Source organism: Nitrospirota bacterium, assembly GCA_016219645.1.
Classification (GTDB): Bacteria; Nitrospirota; Nitrospiria; order Nitrospirales; family Nitrospiraceae; genus Palsa-1315.
The window spans coordinates 33,753-50,062 of the sequence record JACRLR010000016.1; the positions used below are offsets into that span (position 1 = coordinate 33,753).

Consider the following 16,310-nt stretch of genomic DNA (forward strand, 5'->3'; position numbering starts at 1 on the left):
CAGGGCGGGCGGGTGAAGAAGCCGCCAGGGTTGGGCGGGTGAGAAGTCTGGACTTTTGAGCATCCTGCGGCTTTGTTGCCATCGGCGCCAACATGGAGGATTCCAGCAGTATATTGTGTATAAACCGAGTTTGCCGCAGACTGCTAGGCGGCTGCGGAAAAGTTTTGTTGGTTTGTTTGGTTCATCTGGTCTAGCTGGTTGATCTGGTTGATTTGGTTCATCTGGTTAGTTTCGTTCAACCGAAAAACGAGACAAACCAAACAAACTAAATAAACCAAACAGACCAGACAAACCTATGGGAGGTGTTATGGAAAAGAACCGTCAGAACGAACTTCTTGAACAATATGGATGTGGCCCTATCCAGTTTACCGGCACGAAGGATGCGCTCTATGAACGGCATCTGATCTTCGACCATGTGATCGATCCCAAGAAGGCGGATCCGCGCGAACAGTTTGAGGCGGCGGCCCATGCAGTCCGCGACATCGTGTCACAACGCTGGCTGAAGACAGAAAAGACCTACGAGCAGAAGAATCCCAAGCGGGTGTATTACCTGTCGATGGAGTTCCTGCTGGGGCGGTCGCTCGCCAACAATGTCACCAATACGATGCTCGGACCATTGGCATTTGAGGCCATGGAAATGAGGGGTGTCGATCCATTGGCGCTGCTCGAGGTGGAGCCGGATGCAGGATTGGGGAACGGAGGGCTCGGCAGGCTGGCGGCTTGTTTCATTGATTCGATGGCGACGATGCAGATTCCCGGGATGGGCTATGGACTCCGTTACGAGTACGGAATCTTCAAGCAAACGATCAAGGATGGCTGGCAGTGCGAACAGCCGGATAACTGGTTGCGTCGTCCCGATCCCTGGGAAGTGGCACGGCTCGAAGAATCGGTTGAAGTGAAAGTGAACTGCTCGTTCGAGCTGCACGACGGGGTGTTGCGCTTGATTCCCGGGCGGCCGTCCAGCCTCATCGGCATCCCGTTCGACCGTCCCGTCGTCGGGTATGGTGGAAAGACCATCAATACACTCCGGCTCTGGGCTGCGACGGTACCGGATTACTTCGACTTCCAGCGATTCAGCAGCGGGGATTTCGTAGCCGCGTTGGCCGGAACGCTCGCGGCCGAGTCGCTGACGCGGGTGCTCTATCCCGACGACTCCACAATGCGAGGCCAGGGGTTGCGGTTCTTGCAGGAGTATTTCCTCGTCGCCTGCTCGCTGGGCGACCTTGTGCGGCGCTTCCGGCGCGGCAATCGCGACTGGAACGCTCTGCCCGGGAAAGTCGCCATCCAGATGAACGATACGCACCCGACGATGGCCGTCCCAGAACTGATGCGGATTCTGTTGGACGACGCACATCTCAGTTGGGACCAGGCTTGGGATCTGACGCAACGATCGCTCGCCTATACCAACCACACACTGCTGCCCGAAGCATTGGAAAAATGGCCGCTCGAATGGTTCAAGCTCTTGTTGCCGCGTCATTTGGAAATTATCTACGAGATCAACCGCCGGCATCTTGACCAGGCGCGCGTTCGCTTCGGTGGCGACGAAGGCCGTCTCGCCGGCGTGAGTCTCATCGAGGAGGGAGCGACGCGGAAAGTCCGTATGGCCAACCTCGCCATCGTCGGAACGCATAGCACGAACGGTGTGGCCGCTATTCACTCAGAATTGCTGCGCACGATGACGGTCAAGGATCTGGCCGAGATGTTTCCGGAGCGGTTTAACAACAAGACCAACGGCGTGACGCCGCGGCGCTGGTTGCTCCTGGCGAACCCCGCGCTTTCGCGCGCCATCACCGATGCCATCGGAGACGGATGGATTACTGATCTGAGCAAACTGAACAAGCTCAAAAAACTGTCTAGCGACAAGGGCTTTCGCGATGCGGTCCGCAAGGCAAAGCGCGAGGCGAAATCACAGTTTGCTCAGTGGCTCAAGACGACAACCGGGCAGATCGTCGATCCTGACAGCATCTTCGATTGCCAGGTGAAACGCATCCATGAATACAAGCGGCAACTGCTCAACGCGCTGCGCATCGTCGTGCTGTACAACCGGCTGCGGGAGAATCCGAACCTCAAGATGGCTCCGCGGACATTTTTCTTTGCCGGCAAGGCGGCGCCGGCCTACCACTTGGCCAAGATCATCATCAAGTTCATCAATAATCTGGCCGGCACCATCGACGGAGATCCGATCGTTCGCGGACGACTCAAGGTTGTGTTCCTGCCGGAATACTGCGTGTCTCTTGCCGAGCGGCTGATTCCGGCTACTGATGTCTCCAACCAGATTTCGACGGCCGGCTACGAGGCCAGCGGCACGAGCAACATGAAGTTTATGATGAACGGAGCCTTGACGCTGGGGACACGCGACGGCGCGACCATAGAAATGGCAGAAGAAGTGGGCGAGGACCACTTCTTCATGTTCGGTCTCACGGCGGACCAGGTGGCCGGCAGCAGGGGCTTTTATAGCCCGAGATGGCATTATGACAACGAGGCGGAGACCCGTGCGGCGCTGGACCTGATCTTTTCCGGCTACTTCAGCCAGTATGAACCGGGCGTCTTCGAACCGCTGCGGCACACGTTGCTGACGGGTGGGGACCATTATATGCACCTGGCGGACCTCACGGCCTATCTCAGGGCCGACCGGAAGTTGTGCGACCTGTACGACGATTCGGATGGATGGGTACGCAAAGTGATCCTGAATATCGCCGGCTCAGGGAAGTTCTCCAGCGACCGCACCATCGCCGAGTATGCAAAAGATATTTGGAATGTGAAGCCCTGTCCGATTCCGTAGTGTCGCTACAACGTGCCAGAAAGAAGGATTAAGGCCCATGGCGATTTCACCCTTCGCAGGTAAACGGGCAACCAGAGATATGTTGGTGGATCTGGCCAGGCTTGAAGGGGACTATTACGCGCGCAAGCCGGATATGGGAGATCCCAACCAGGCGGTCGCTTTCGGGACGAGCGGACACCGCGGCTCGTCGCACCGCGGCTCGTTCAACGAGGCGCATATTCTTGCCATCACGCAGGCCATTTGCGACTACCGGCGCGGGCAGGGCACCGACGGCCCGCTCTATATGGGCAAGGATACGCACGCGCTCTCCGGGCCGGCTCAGCGAACGGCGCTCGAAGTCCTGGCGGCGAACAACGTGCACACCGTCATCCAGAAGGACGACGGGGTGACACCCACGCCTGTCATCTCACGAGCCATCCTGGTCTACAACCGCGGCCGCGACGAGCATCTCGCGGACGGGGTCGTGGTCACGCCTTCGCATAACCCGCCGGAGGACGGAGGCATCAAGTACAACCCGCCCAACGGCGGACCGGCCGATACCGATGTGACGAAATGGATGCAGGATCGTGCGAATGATTTGCTGCGAGAAGGCAACGCCGGCGTCAAGCGCGTGCCGTTCGAGAAGGCGTTCAAGGCGGAAACCACGCGCCAGGAAGATTACATCCTGCCCTATGTTCATGATCTTCGGAACGTGATCGACATGGAGACCATCCGCGAGGCGGGCTTCGTGCTGGGCGTGGATCCGCTTGGCGGCGCCGCGGTTCATTACTGGGAGCCGATCAATCGAATCTACAAGCTGAACATCACCGTCGTGAACCAAAAAGTCGATCCGACCTTCTCCTTCATGACGGTTGATCACGACGGCAAGATCCGGATGGACTGCTCGAGTCCCTATGCGATGGCAAGCCTCGTCGGCCTGAAAGACCGGTTTCGCCTCGCCTTTGCGAATGATCCGGACTCGGATCGCCACGGGATCGTCACGCCGTCCTCCGGGCTGATGAATCCCAACCATTATCTCGCCGTGGCCATTCGCTATCTCCTCACGCATCGACCTCAGTGGCCTGCCGACGCGCTGGTCGGCAAGACGTTGGTGTCGAGCGGCATGATCGACCGTGTCGTCGCCAAACTCGACCGCCGGCTGTGCGAGGTGCCGGTCGGCTTCAAGTGGTTTGTGCCGGGCCTGTTCAACGGCTCTTGTTGCTTCGGCGGTGAAGAGAGCGCCGGAGCAAGCTTTCTCCGTCGCGACGGCACAGTGTGGACGACCGACAAGGATGGTCCGATCATGAACCTGCTCGCGGCCGAGATTACCGCTCGAACCGGCAAAGATCCGGGGGAACATTACCGCGAACTGACGGCTGAATTTGGGAATCCTCTCTACACACGCATTGATGCGACGGCCACACCCGAGCAGAAGGAAAGGCTGGGAAAGTTGTCGCCCGATGCTGTGAGGGCATCGACGCTCGCCGGCGACCAGATCACTGCCAAGCTGACCAAGGCGCCGGGCAACAACGCCTCCATCGGAGGATTGAAGGTCATCACCGCGAACGGCTGGTTCGCGGCCCGGCCCTCCGGCACCGAGAACATTTACAAAATCTATGCAGAGAGCTTTAAGGACGAGCGTCACTTAAGGACGATCGTGACGGAAGCCGAACAGATCGTGAACAATGCCCTGGCTGGGGCCGGGAGCCGCAATCGGTAGATTTGCTATGGCTGTTCCAGCGCAACTGGTGTTTCTCGTGCGTCACGGCGAAACCGAGTGGAGTCTCAACGGACGACACACAGGGACCACCGATATCCCGCTGACGGAAAACGGCCGACAGGTGGCGAGACTCCTGCTGCCGATCCTCGCGAAGGAGTCGTTCGCGCTGGCCCTGACGAGTCCCTTGCAACGAGCCAGGGATACCTGCCGGCTGGCCGGTTTCGGGGATGTGGCACAGATCGAGCCCGATCTGGTGGAGTGGAACTACGGGAACTATGAGGGATTGACACCAGGCCAGATCCATGCGACGGCCCCGGGCTGGCTGCTCTTTCGAGATGGCGGCCCGGGCGGAGAACAGCCGGGGGAAATCGGCGCACGGGTCGATCGTGTGATTGAGAAAGCGCGCGCCGTCAAGGGCAATGTCATCTTGTTCGCCCACGGGCATGTGCTCAGAGTCTTTGGGGCTCGCTGGCTGGGCCTCCCTCCTTCGGAAGGCCAGCGCTTTTTGCTCGATACGGCCACAATGAACATCCTGAGCTACTACCGCGGTATTCCGGCGATCAAGCGATGGAACGCGCCGGTTCAGTTCTGAGCGAGCGCGCCGCGACGGTGTCAGGAAAAGAGATCATATGGGGAACTGTCTGAATGCTAAGGAGGTGATGCGATGACGAGCGGCGCAGTTCCACTCACGCAAGGCACTGCCTGGAACGCCCTTCGTGAGCATTACGAGGCGATCAAGACCCTGCATATGCGGGATCTGTTTGCGAAAGATCCCGTGCGAGGCGCGCGCTTGGTGTGCGAGGCGCAGGGCATCTATCTCGACTATTCGAAAAATCGCGTCACGGATGACACGATGCGGTTGCTGCTCGACCTTGCCAACGCCGCCGGCTTGCGCGCCGCAATCGACGCGATGTTCCGCGGCGACAAGCTCAATGTGACGGAGAATCGCGCGGTCCTCCACGTCGCGCTGCGCGCCCCCGCCGGTGCCACCATTACAGTGGACGGCGAAAACGTGGTGCCGAAGGTCCATGCGGTGATTGAGGAAATGGCCGGCTTCGCACACCTTGTGCGCAGCGGCCAGTGGAAAGGCCATACCGGCAAGCGCATTCGCAACGTCGTGAACATCGGCATCGGGGGCTCGGACCTGGGGCCCGTCATGGCCTACGAGGCGTTGCGGGCCTACAGCGATCGCGCGCTGACGGTTCGTTTCGTCTCGAACGTTGATGCGACCGATGTCGCCGAGTCGACACGGGACCTCGATCCTGAGGAGACCTTGTTCATTGTCTGCTCAAAAACATTCACCACGGAGGAGACTCTCGCCAACGCGCAGACCGCGCGTACGTGGTGTCTGCAAGCGCTCAAGAGCGATAAGGCGGTGGCCCGGCACTTCGTGGCCGTGTCCACGAACGCGGCCGAAGTCGCAAAATTCGGGATCGACCCCGCCAACATGTTCGAATTCTGGGATTGGGTCGGAGGCCGCTACTCGCTGCCCTCGGCCATCGGTCTCTCGCTGATGGTCGCCATCGGGCCCGAACGGTTCCGCGAGATGCTGGCCGGGTACCATGCCATGGACGAGCATTTCCGGACCGCCCCGTTCGACAAGAACCTGCCCGTGCTGTTGGGGCTCATCGGACTCTGGTACGTGAATTTCTTCGGCGTCGAGTCCCAGGCGATTCTGCCCTATGATCACTACCTCGGGCGGCTGAGCGCCTATCTGCAGCAGCTCGACATGGAGAGCAACGGGAAGCGCGTGGACCGCGATGGGAACGTGGTTGATTTCCAGACGGGCCCGGTCATTTGGGGGCAGCCCGGCACCAACGGCCAGCATGCGTACTACCAGTTGATCCATCAGGGCACCCGGTTGATCCCATGCGATTTCATTGGTTTCTGCCGGTCGCTCAATCCCATGGGGCAACATCACGATCTGCTGGCATCCAATCTGTTTGCGCAGACGGAGGCGCTGGCCTTTGGCAAAACTGCCGCGGAAGTGGAGGCGGAAGGAGCGTCTCCGGCCCTGGTGCCGCACCGGACGTTTCCGGGCAACCGCCCGACGAATACCATCCTGGTCGAGCAACTGACGCCGGACATGTTCGGGAAGTTGATCGCGCTCTACGAGCATAAGGTCTTCGTCCAGGGCACGATCTGGCGTATCAACTCGTTCGACCAGTGGGGCGTGGAACTGGGCAAAGTGCTGGCCACACGGATCACGCCGGAATTGACGAGCGGGACGGATCCCGATCTCCGGCACGACAGCTCGACCAACGCGTTGATCCGGCGTTATCGCCGGCTTCGCCTGCCGGGCTGACACCTCGTTCCGCCAACAACAGATAACCAGAAAGGCTTGCGATGACTGGTGAACAGCTTGATCAACTCTGCATCAACACGATCCGCACGTTGTCCATGGATGCCGTTCAGCAGGCCAACTCAGGCCATCCAGGGACGCCCATGGCCTTGGCCCCCGTGGTGTATTGCCTGTGGCAGCGATTTCTCCGTTTCGATCCGCAAGACCCGATCTGGCCCAACCGGGACCGTTTTGTCCTGTCCATCGGTCACGCCTCGATGTTGCTGTACTCCCTGCTTCATCTCACCGGGGTGAAGGCCGTGAGCAAAGAGTACGAAACCCTCGGTGAACTGTCGGTGCCGTTGGAGGCCATCAAGCAGTTTCGTCAATTGGGGAGCCGCTGCCCCGGTCATCCGGAATACCGCTGGACCTCCGGGGTCGAAACCACAACCGGACCGCTCGGGCAGGGGATTTCGAACAGTGTCGGCATGGCCCTGGCCGGCCGCTGGATGGCTGAGCATTTCAACCGGCCCGGCTTCGACGACCTGATCAATTTTAACGTCTATGCCTTGTGCGGGGATGGTGACATGATGGAGGGGATCTCTCACGAGGCCGCCTCGATGGCCGGACACTTGGGCATCTCGAACCTCTGCTGGATCTACGACAACAATCACATCACGATCGAAGGCCACACCGCGCTGGCGTACTCGGACGATGTCGCAACCAGGTTTATCGCCTATGGCTGGAACGTCACCCGCGTCGGTGACGCCAACGACCTCGTGATGCTCGAGCGGGCGTTTCGAACCTTCCAGAAGACGACAGGCCGGCCGACTCTGATCATCGTGGACAGCCACATCGCGTATGGGGCGCCCAACAAACAAGACACCTCGGCGGCTCACGGAGAGCCGCTCGGCGAAGAGGAAATCCGAAAGACCAAGAAAAATTACGGTTGGCCGGAGGATGCCAAATTCCATATTCCCGACGGCGTCGCTGAGCATTTCCGGAAGGGGATCGGCGCTCGAGGGGAGACGCTCCGCGGCGCCTGGTTCACGCGGATCACAGAGTACAAGGCCAAGTACCCGGAGCTGGCCGATGAATTGTACCGGATGCAGCACCGGCAGTTGCCCGAGGGATGGGACAAGGACCTGCCCGCCTTCCCGGCCGACGCCAAGGGTCTGGCCACGCGGGTCTCGTCCGGGCAGGTGTTGAACGCGGTTGGAAAGCGCGTGCCCTGGTTGATGGGCGGGTCGGCGGATCTGGCCCCGTCGGTCAAAACGCGGTTGACGTTTGAAGGGGCGGGCGATGTCTCAGTCGAGACTCCCGGTGGCCGCAATCTCCACTTCGGAATCCGCGAGCATGCGATGGCGGCGATCCTGAACGGGATGGCCCTGGTGAAGGTCCGGGCCTATGGTTCCGGATTCCTGATTTTCAGTGATTATGCGAGAGGCGGGGTCCGGCTTGGCGCACTGATGGAATTGCCGGTCATTCATATTTTCACGCATGATTCGATTGCCGTGGGAGAAGACGGGCCGACCCATCAGCCGGTCGAACACCTCGCCTCCTTGCGCGCGATGCCCGGGCTGATTGTCCTACGGCCGGCCGATGCGAATGAGGTCGTGGCAGCCTGGCGCGTGATCATGAATCTGCATCACGAGCCGGTGGCGCTCATGCTCACCCGGCAGGATGTGCCGACGCTGGATCGCACGAAATACGCTTCCGCGGCCGGTCTGGCGCAGGGAGCCTATATCCTGGCCGATGCCGCCGGCGGCAAGCCCGATGTGATCCTTATCGGAACCGGCAGTGAAGTCTCGCTCTGTGTCGCAGCCTACGAACAGCTCAAGTCCGAAGGACTGAAGGCTCGGGTCGTGAGTATGCCTTCGTGGGAACTGTTCGAGCAGCAGGACCAAACCTATCGCGACCAAGTCCTGCCGCCGGCGGTGACGGCTCGCGTCGCGGTTGAACAGGCTTCGACTTTCGGGTGGGCACACTACGTCGGCCCGACGGGCGCCATCGTCGGCATGACGACATTCGGGGCGTCGGCTCAACTGAAAGTATTGCAGAAGGAGTTTGGCTTCACGAAGGAGCGTGTGATTGATGCCGCCATGCAGCAGCTAGCCCTCATTATTCGTGACGGTTCGTTGCGAAATCGCTGAGCTGCGTCGCGAGACCGGCGCGCGGAGCCCTGAGGACCCGATGCGTACTCGTGCAGTACGGTGAGGGTCCGAGTGGCGAGCCCGCCGGCCGAAGGCTCGTCGCAGCAGCGGATCGGTGATTGGAGCAGAAGCGTTCATGAATAATGCGGGCTCGGACAAGCGAAGTAGCCGGCACTGCACACAACCTGTTTGAGGCGAATATCGATAGCCGGACGATCGATTGACTCAATCTGCAGACCTGTATATCATCGCGTATATACATAAGATATAGAGGGGGCGCCCCCATGGCCACAAAGAAAACACGGCTCTTTATGAGCGGGAATAGTCAAGCTGTCAGAATTCCGCGGGAGTTCCAGCTGGATGGCGACGAAGTCGAGATTCGGCAACGCGGCAATACCCTCGTCATTCGTCCGAAAAAACTCTCGTGGGCGCCGCTCATGGACAGTCTGAAGAAGTTCACGGCAGACTTCATGGCACAGGGGCGTCGGCAACCTGCCGTTCAAAAGCGGAAGCGGCCCAGCAGCCTCCTTCCGTGCTCGAACGGTTCCTTTCGCATCCGGTCGGTGACATCGGGATCTCCAGTATCACCGTAGCGGAACTTGATTACGGCGTGAGTAAGAGCCGGCATGCCGTGAAGAATCGTCTCGCCCTCGCCCAGTTTCTCTCTCCACTCGAAGTGGCATCGTTCGACCGAGACGCAGCAGCCGCCTATGGACGACTCCGCACAACGCTTGAACAGAAGGGGACGCCGATCGGATCGATGGATCTCTTAATTGCCGCTCACGCGCTCAGCCTCGTGACGAACAATGCGCGAGAATTTCGGCGCGTCCCCGGGCTACGCGTTGAGAACTGGGTCTAGCGAAGGCATCGGGGAGCCGCTGATGGCTCCGGCCGGATTCATGATTTTCCAATCGTATTTGTGCTAGCAGTGTGTTGACAAACGAGATGACGACACCGGAAACGACACCACGTCTGAGATCACTGACGGAAGCTGAATGGCCTGCGGGCTGTTCAGAAAGGCCGTCCAGCAAGGCCGCAGCGAGCGAAGAGGCGACGCGTACTCTGTGTGTCAACAGCCTGCTAGGTATTGGCCGACCGAGCTGGAGGAGCTTCATGAACAAGACGCCTCTGAGTCTGCCGATTCTGCAGCACGTGTTTCATCCTTCCGACTTTAGCGCAGCCAGCGAAACCGCCTTCGCCCACGCATTGAAAGCCGCGCTGATCGCCAAGGCCACGCTCACCATTTTCCACGTGTCGCCGGACCGGAAGGAGAATTGGACTGAGTTTCCCGGCGTGAGGCAGACACTCGAGCGGTGGGGGCTACTGCCGAAAGACAGCCCGAAGTCTGCCGTACCGGAGCTGGGCATCAAGGTCAAGAAAGTTATTGCTCAGGACAAGGATCCGGTGAAATCGGTGTTGGGATTTCTTGAGCATCAGCCCAGCGACCTGATTGTCCTCGCCACGCAACAGGACAAAAGGCAAGTCCTATGGCTGGAGAACTCCGTCGCGAAACCTGTGTCCAGGAAATCTCATCAGATGACACTCTTCATCCCCGCAGGCGTGGAGGGGTTTGTGTCGTTGAAAGACGGCTCCGTGTCGCTCAAGAACATCTTGATCCCTGTCGCACCGGTTCCGAAGGCACAGCCCGCGATCCAGGCCGCTGTCCGGATCGCGCAACGGCTCAACTGTTCCACCGGTCAGTTCACTATCCTTTATGTGGGCGACGAGAGCGAAATGCCCCAGGTCAACTGTCCCGAGTTGCCGGGATGGGAATGGACGAAGATGTCACAGAAGGGCGATGTCACGCAGGTGATTTTGCAGATCGCTCGCGGGATGGAGGCCGATCTTATCGTCATGTCCACCGAGGGGCGGCAAGGTTTTCTCGACGCCCTGCGAGGCAGCAATAGCGAACAAGTGCTCCGGCACTGCGGCTGCCCGTTACTGGCCATTCCGGACGAAAGCCGGGTCTTGTCTGTGCTGTAGGGGCAATTCGACCGGATGCGAACAAGACGGGATGGGGGATACGCGATATGGGATATCCCGCATCTCGCATCCCGTATCACGGGAAGGATCATGTGTCATGCCGAACGAAACGCTGAACGAGCGCCTGGCGCATATACCCGAGCAGCGCTGTTTCTTTCTCTTCCTGGCGCTGCTCGCTCTGCTTGTCGCGCTGCCGTTCCTGAGCGAGGCCACTCACGGCCCTGTGATACTGTTTCTCATCAACGTCACCATTCTCTTGACCGCGGTTGCGGCAATGGGGCGCTCGCGGATAATGTTTGTCATTGCTGTGATCCTGGTTCTGCCGGCGATTGTCTTTCGATTCCTGGCGCTGGAGTCGGGCCAGCCAGGGTACCTCGTCTTGACCTGGGGTTTCAACGCCGTTTTCTATGTATTCATCCTCGCCAGGCTTCTGCATTATGTACTCCGACGGGACTTTATGACCTCGGACAAGCTGTACGGCGCCGTGGCTGCATACATACTGGTCGCCATCTTCTGGGCACAACTGCACGGCGTGACACAGTACTTCTACCCTGGCGCCTATGCGTTCGGGGGAACGCCAAAGGCTCTCGACATGGCGGAACTGATCTATTTCAGTTTCGTGGCGCTCACGACTGCTGGATTCGGCGATGTTACTCCTGCGTTGGTGCAATCCCGTTTTCTGACAATCCTGGAGATGATTGCCGGTGTGATGTTTGTCGCCATTCTGATCGCGCGCCTGACCGGCGTCTATCCGGTCGTGGATAAACCGATCGCGGATAAACAATCATGATGCAAGAGACGCTCCAACAATGACGGCACCTCATGAAGATTGACGTGCTGGCCGACGCCGATTCAGTTGCCCGAGCGGCGGCTTCGATGATTGCCGAGAAGGCTCGGTCAGGCGTGGCCGCGCGCGGACGCTTTATCATGGCCGTGAGCGGCGGCCGCACGCCCCGGATGATGTTGCGCGCGCTCTCAAATCAGGACATGCCGTGGGAGAAGGTGCATGTGGTGCAAGTGGACGAACGAGTGGCCCCGGCCGGGCACCCGGATCGTAACCTTACGCATCTGCGCGACAGTCTGCTCACACACGCGCCGCTTCCGATGGATCACATTTATGCCATGCCGGTGGAAGCCGCCGATCTGGAGGCTGCTGCCGCACAATATGCCGCGACGCTTCAAGAACTCGCCGGCTCGCCGCCGGTGCTTGATCTGGTCCATCTCGGGCTTGGGTCTGACGGCCATACGGCGTCACTTGTGCCTGGCGACTCCGTGCTCGACGCGACCAACACCGATGTCGCACTGACCGGACTTTACCAGGGACTGCGCCGGATGACATTGACCTATCCCATCCTCAATCGTGCGCGGTGTATTCTGTGGTTGGTAACCGGCAGCGAGAAGGCCGGAATGCTCGCCCGCCTGCGCGACGGAGACCTGTCGATTCCGGCCGGCCGTATTCACCAAACCCAAGCGCTTGTGCTGGCCGACCGGACAGCGGCCGCATAATCGGGCTCGTAACCCGTAGGTCACATGTTCAATTCCTGCCGGGCGCACCAATGGTTTCAACGAGGTACACCGGCGCAAAGGGTCAGCAAGAGTCGCAACGACATCAGCATTCTTATCCAACATGAATTGCCGCATGCGCAGTCGTATCAATCTCCCTGATGAACTTCTGGTGCAAGTCAAGAAGCTCGCTACCCGTCCGCGGTTCTGCCTCTTTCCTGACAGGCGTTTCAGGGCTTCGAATCCCATTCTTTGAGTTTCTTCGCAGCCGTGCCGAACTGACCTAGCTGGTAAACGGACGCACCCGCTGGCGAGAAGGTGAACGGCTCAAACGGTTCGGTGAGCATTTTGTCGAGGTATTCCCGGGGAGCGACGCCGGTGCTGACGTGCGGACTGAAATGCTCGCCGGTATTCTTGGGAACGAACGCCGACACATATTGGATCAGGAGCGCGTCGAGGGCGGGGTCGTCGTGCACACTGACGAACGCGGCCATGGTTCCAGTCTCCACCGTGAACGGGGCCACAGCGGCGATCACGTCCTGCTGCAAATTGAGCAACTCAGGGGTCGGCCTGTCGACAATGCCCGCAATGCCAACATCCTTGCCCAGGGCATAGTAATACTTGAAGGCCTCCAGCTTCATGGCGGTCACATTGGCGTCGGCGAGTACCTTGCCGGCGGCGGCATAGACCTGGTCGAGATCCGCCGTGCGGACAAAACGCTGGATCAGCGTGATGTGCGGGTGGTGCGCCACATCAGGGCGAACCCTTTCGGGTAGACCGCCGGAGACGATGAAGTTCTTGAAGCCGTTCGCGCGCAGGTAGGCGAGCACTTCGAGCATCGGCTGATAAACCATTTCGGTGTAAGGCCGCTGGGTCACGGGATGCTTCGCCGTGGCGAGTCAGTCCTTCGCGATCTTCTCAAACTCCTCGGTCGTCATGCCCGCGTGCGTGGCCATCGCCATTTCCATGAGCGCGTGTTCGCCGCCGGCGAGCGCGGATTTCAGGTCGCCTTTGAGCACGGAGGCGAACGGCTCTTTGTCCTTCCATTCCGGATGCTGCGACGCGAGGGCCTAGATACGGTCGAAGATGAAGAGCGCCTGGGAATACATCGGCTGCTCGGCCCAAAGACAGCCGTCGTTGTCGAACACGGCAATGCGCTCGGCAGGTGGCACAAAATCAGATCCACCTTCCTTCGTCACCTTCGCGACGAATTCAACAACGGAGTTCTTGGCTGTTCCGTCATTCCAGGACGGGAGCACGTCTGCGGCGTGGGCGATGGTTGCGGTGAAAGCCAGCGCGCTAACAAGCGCGGCGGCGATGAGGTTTTGTGTGCGGGTGGTTTTCATTGTTCTGTCTGTTGGCTGCTGCGCCCGCCGCCTTGTGACGGCGGACGCAGGCGCGTCGTCGCTTACTGTCCGACATTGATGGCGGCTTTCGCCCGCCGGATCTGCTCCTCGTCTTCCGCACTGAGCGGGGAGTCGCTCAGCCGGATGACGACGCGGTTGAGGTCCCCCGTGAACTTGAACGGCACGTGGTAGTCCTCGCTGACCGGCGTGCCGGTGTCCTCGCCGATATCCAGCGTTTCATCGAGCGCGACGCGGAGCGAGATGGTGCGCTCGATCCGGCTCTGGGCGACTTGCTTGCCGTCCACCGTCAGCGTGGCCGTGCCGCCTTTGCCGATGCCGCCGCCGTCATACTTGAAGTCCAGCAGGATGACATGCTTGCCCGGCGCGAGCTTGTCCGGGCCGGCGATGGTGGTACGGGTGACGCCGACGAGGTTGTAGTGGAACACCGGCTTGCCGCCGAGCAGGTAGAGGCCGATGCCGTTGAAGCGTCCGCCCTGCGTCACGATCATTCCCTCCGCGCCGCTTTGGGGAATCTCCACGTCCGCGCCGATGCGCCAGGACTTGTTCTTGAGGTCGGGCGCTACGCCCTCGGAGATGCGCGTCTGACCGTCGTAATAGGTGAACACGGAGCGACCGTGGGTGAGGCTGGGACGCAGGCTGACGTCGAAGCGCTCGACCTTGCTGTTGTCGAGCGGGAGCACGTTGTACTTGGCGGCTTCGATCCAGAAGAGGTCTTGCAACTCGCGGAGCTTGGCGGGCTCTTTGCCGGCGAGGTTGACCGATTCACTGAAGTCCTCCGCCACGTTGTAGAGCTCCCACTTGTACTCGTCCACGGCCGGGGCTTTGCCCATGACCCAAGGCGCAACCGCAGGCGTGGTGCAGGCGACCCAGCCGTCGTGATAGATGGCACGGTTGGCGAACATCTCGAAGTACTGCGTGCGGCGCGCCGAGGGGGCCTTGGCATCGTTAAACGAATAGACCATGCTCACGCCTTCGACCGGCTTCTGCGGCACACCGTTGAGCACCGAAGGCGACTGCACGCCGACGGCTTCGAGAACCGTCGGGTAGATGTCGATGACGTGGTGGAACTGCGTGCGGATGCCGCCCTGATCCTTGATGCGCGCCGGCCAGGAGATCGCCAGGCCGTTGCGCGTGCCGCCGAAGTGCGAGGCGATCTGCTTGGCCCACTGGAAGGGCGTGTCCATGGCATGCGCCCAGCCGACGGGATAGTGGTTGTAGGTCGTCGGACCGCCAATCTCGTCCATGCGACGCAGGACTTCGTTGGAGGCCTCCGGGATCATGTTAAAAATAGCCACCTCGTTGAGCAGGCCCTGCGGCGTGCCCTCGGCGCTCGCGCCGTTGTCGCCCTGGATATAGATGACGAGCGTGTTCTCCGTTTCACCCATCGCCTCGATCGCGTCGAGGATGCGGTTGATCTGGTAGTCGGCGTGCGCGAGGGCGGCGGCATAGACCTCCATCATGCGGGCATAGAGCTTCTTCTGATCGGCGCTGAGGCTATCCCAGGCGGCGATCTCCGCAGGCCTGGGCGTCAGCTTGGCGTTGGCGGGGAGGATGCCCAGCTTTTTCTGGCGGGCAAAGGTCTCTTCCCGCACTTTGTCCCAGCCCTGGTCGAACTGGCCCTTGAACTTTGCGATCCACTCCTTCGGGGCGTGATGCGGCGCGTGCGCCGTGCCCGGCGCGTAGTATTGCAGCCACGGCTTCTGCGGCGCGACCGAATTCAACAGGCGGATGCGGGCGATGGCGTGGTCGGCCATGTCCTTGTCGAAGTGGTAGTCCTTTGCATCGTGCGGCGGTTCGATGGGTTTGGTGTTCTCAAAAATGGCCGGCGCCCACTGGTTGGCGTCGCCGCCGATGAAGCCGTAGAAGTATTCGAAGCCCAGCCCCGTGGGCCAGAGGTCGAACGGCCCAGCTTGACTGGTGTGCCAGTCGGGGACGTTGTGGTTCTTGCCATACCAGGCGGTGTTGTAGCCGTTCTGCTTGAGCACCTCGGCGAAGGTGCCGGCGCTCTTCGGCATCAGCGAGTTGTAGCCCGGATAGCCCGTGCCCAATTCCATGATGACGCCCGTGGCCGCCGAGTGGTGGTTACGCCCGGAAAGGAGCGCCGCGCGCGTGGGCGAGCACAACGCCGTGGTGTGGAACTGCGTGTAGCGCAGCCCCGCTTGCGCGACCCGCTCGAACGCGGGCGTGGGAACCGGCCCGCCGAACGGACTGGTCGCGCCGAAGCCCACGTCATCGGTCATGATGAGCAGAATGTTCGGCGCGCCCTTGGGCGCTTTGACCTCTTGCGGGAAGTCCAGCTTGGAGTCTTTGGTCGTGCGGCCGACCTCGCCCTTGAAGGGTTGTTCGGGTCTGGGAAGGACTTCTTGCGCCCCTGCCGGCAGCACGATGGCCGCGACCAGCACGAGGCTGAGGACGGCGAGCATGGTTTTGGTTTTCATGGTTGTGTTCTTTCGATAGTTGGTTGGTTTTTCAGAACTTGAACAGGAGGTAACGGAGATTTCCATTTTCGCCTCTGCTATCTCTGTTTGCTGCTGTTGCATCA

13 protein-coding genes are annotated in these 16,310 nt (G+C 60.4%); 10 read left to right on the forward strand and 3 right to left on the reverse strand.

Annotation, left to right across the window (positions count from 1 at the left end):
- Positions 1 to 307 precede the first annotated feature (307 nt).
- From HZB34_04560 to pgl, 10 genes are all read left to right on the forward strand, one after another.
- Positions 308 to 2,782 carry a glycogen/starch/alpha-glucan phosphorylase gene (locus HZB34_04560; GenBank protein ID MBI5315222.1) on the forward strand — a complete coding sequence of 825 codons (2,475 nt, stop codon included), beginning with the start codon at positions 308 to 310 and terminating at the stop codon, positions 2,780 to 2,782.
- 37 nt (positions 2,783 to 2,819) lie between these two features.
- The gene (gene pgm / locus HZB34_04565; GenBank protein MBI5315223.1) at positions 2,820 to 4,481 is read left to right on the forward strand and encodes a phosphoglucomutase (alpha-D-glucose-1,6-bisphosphate-dependent); all 1,662 of its coding nucleotides are present in this window, start codon (positions 2,820 to 2,822) and stop codon (positions 4,479 to 4,481) included.
- 7 nt (positions 4,482 to 4,488) lie between these two features.
- Positions 4,489 to 5,073, forward strand: coding sequence for a histidine phosphatase family protein (locus tag HZB34_04570; GenBank protein MBI5315224.1), 585 nt, complete (start codon positions 4,489 to 4,491; stop codon positions 5,071 to 5,073).
- Between the two features lie 72 nt (positions 5,074 to 5,145).
- Positions 5,146 to 6,786, forward strand: coding sequence for a glucose-6-phosphate isomerase (gene pgi / locus HZB34_04575; GenBank protein MBI5315225.1), 1,641 nt, complete (start codon positions 5,146 to 5,148; stop codon positions 6,784 to 6,786).
- 41 nt (positions 6,787 to 6,827) lie between these two features.
- Positions 6,828 to 8,915, forward strand: a complete 2,088-nt coding sequence (gene tkt / locus HZB34_04580; protein ID MBI5315226.1) for a transketolase — start codon at positions 6,828 to 6,830, stop codon at positions 8,913 to 8,915.
- Between the two features lie 284 nt (positions 8,916 to 9,199).
- On the forward strand, positions 9,200 to 9,508 hold the full coding sequence (locus tag HZB34_04585) for an antitoxin (protein ID MBI5315227.1): 309 nt from the start codon (positions 9,200 to 9,202) through the stop codon (positions 9,506 to 9,508).
- Complete coding sequence (locus HZB34_04590; protein ID MBI5315228.1) at positions 9,448 to 9,774, forward strand: type II toxin-antitoxin system VapC family toxin; 327 nt, start codon at positions 9,448 to 9,450, stop codon at positions 9,772 to 9,774. The genes HZB34_04585 and HZB34_04590 overlap by 61 nt, the downstream gene beginning before the upstream one ends.
- Positions 9,775 to 10,028: 254 nt before the next feature.
- Positions 10,029 to 10,898: a universal stress protein gene (locus tag HZB34_04595; GenBank protein MBI5315229.1), complete on the forward strand. Its 870-nt coding sequence runs from the start codon at positions 10,029 to 10,031 to the stop codon at positions 10,896 to 10,898.
- Between the two features lie 97 nt (positions 10,899 to 10,995).
- A complete protein-coding gene (locus HZB34_04600; GenBank protein ID MBI5315230.1) occupies positions 10,996 to 11,688 on the forward strand; it encodes a voltage-gated potassium channel in 693 nt (230 codons plus the stop codon).
- A gap of 32 nt (positions 11,689 to 11,720) precedes the next feature.
- Complete coding sequence (pgl, locus tag HZB34_04605; protein ID MBI5315231.1) at positions 11,721 to 12,404, forward strand: 6-phosphogluconolactonase; 684 nt, start codon at positions 11,721 to 11,723, stop codon at positions 12,402 to 12,404.
- A 227-nt stretch (positions 12,405 to 12,631) separates the two neighbouring features.
- Here the strand turns inward: pgl and HZB34_04610 are convergent, their stop codons facing one another.
- The 3 genes from HZB34_04610 to HZB34_04620 all read right to left on the reverse strand — a co-directional run bounded on the left by HZB34_04610 (position 12,632) and on the right by HZB34_04620 (position 16,206).
- The gene (locus tag HZB34_04610; protein MBI5315232.1) at positions 12,632 to 13,279 is read right to left on the reverse strand and encodes a hypothetical protein; all 648 of its coding nucleotides are present in this window, start codon (positions 13,277 to 13,279) and stop codon (positions 12,632 to 12,634) included.
- A gap of 192 nt (positions 13,280 to 13,471) precedes the next feature.
- Complete coding sequence (locus tag HZB34_04615; GenBank protein ID MBI5315233.1) at positions 13,472 to 13,747, reverse strand: hypothetical protein; 276 nt, start codon at positions 13,745 to 13,747, stop codon at positions 13,472 to 13,474.
- Positions 13,748 to 13,809: 62 nt separating this feature from the next.
- Positions 13,810 to 16,206: an arylsulfatase gene (locus HZB34_04620; protein MBI5315234.1), complete on the reverse strand. Its 2,397-nt coding sequence runs from the start codon at positions 16,204 to 16,206 to the stop codon at positions 13,810 to 13,812.
- Positions 16,207 to 16,310: the final 104 nt, after the last annotated feature.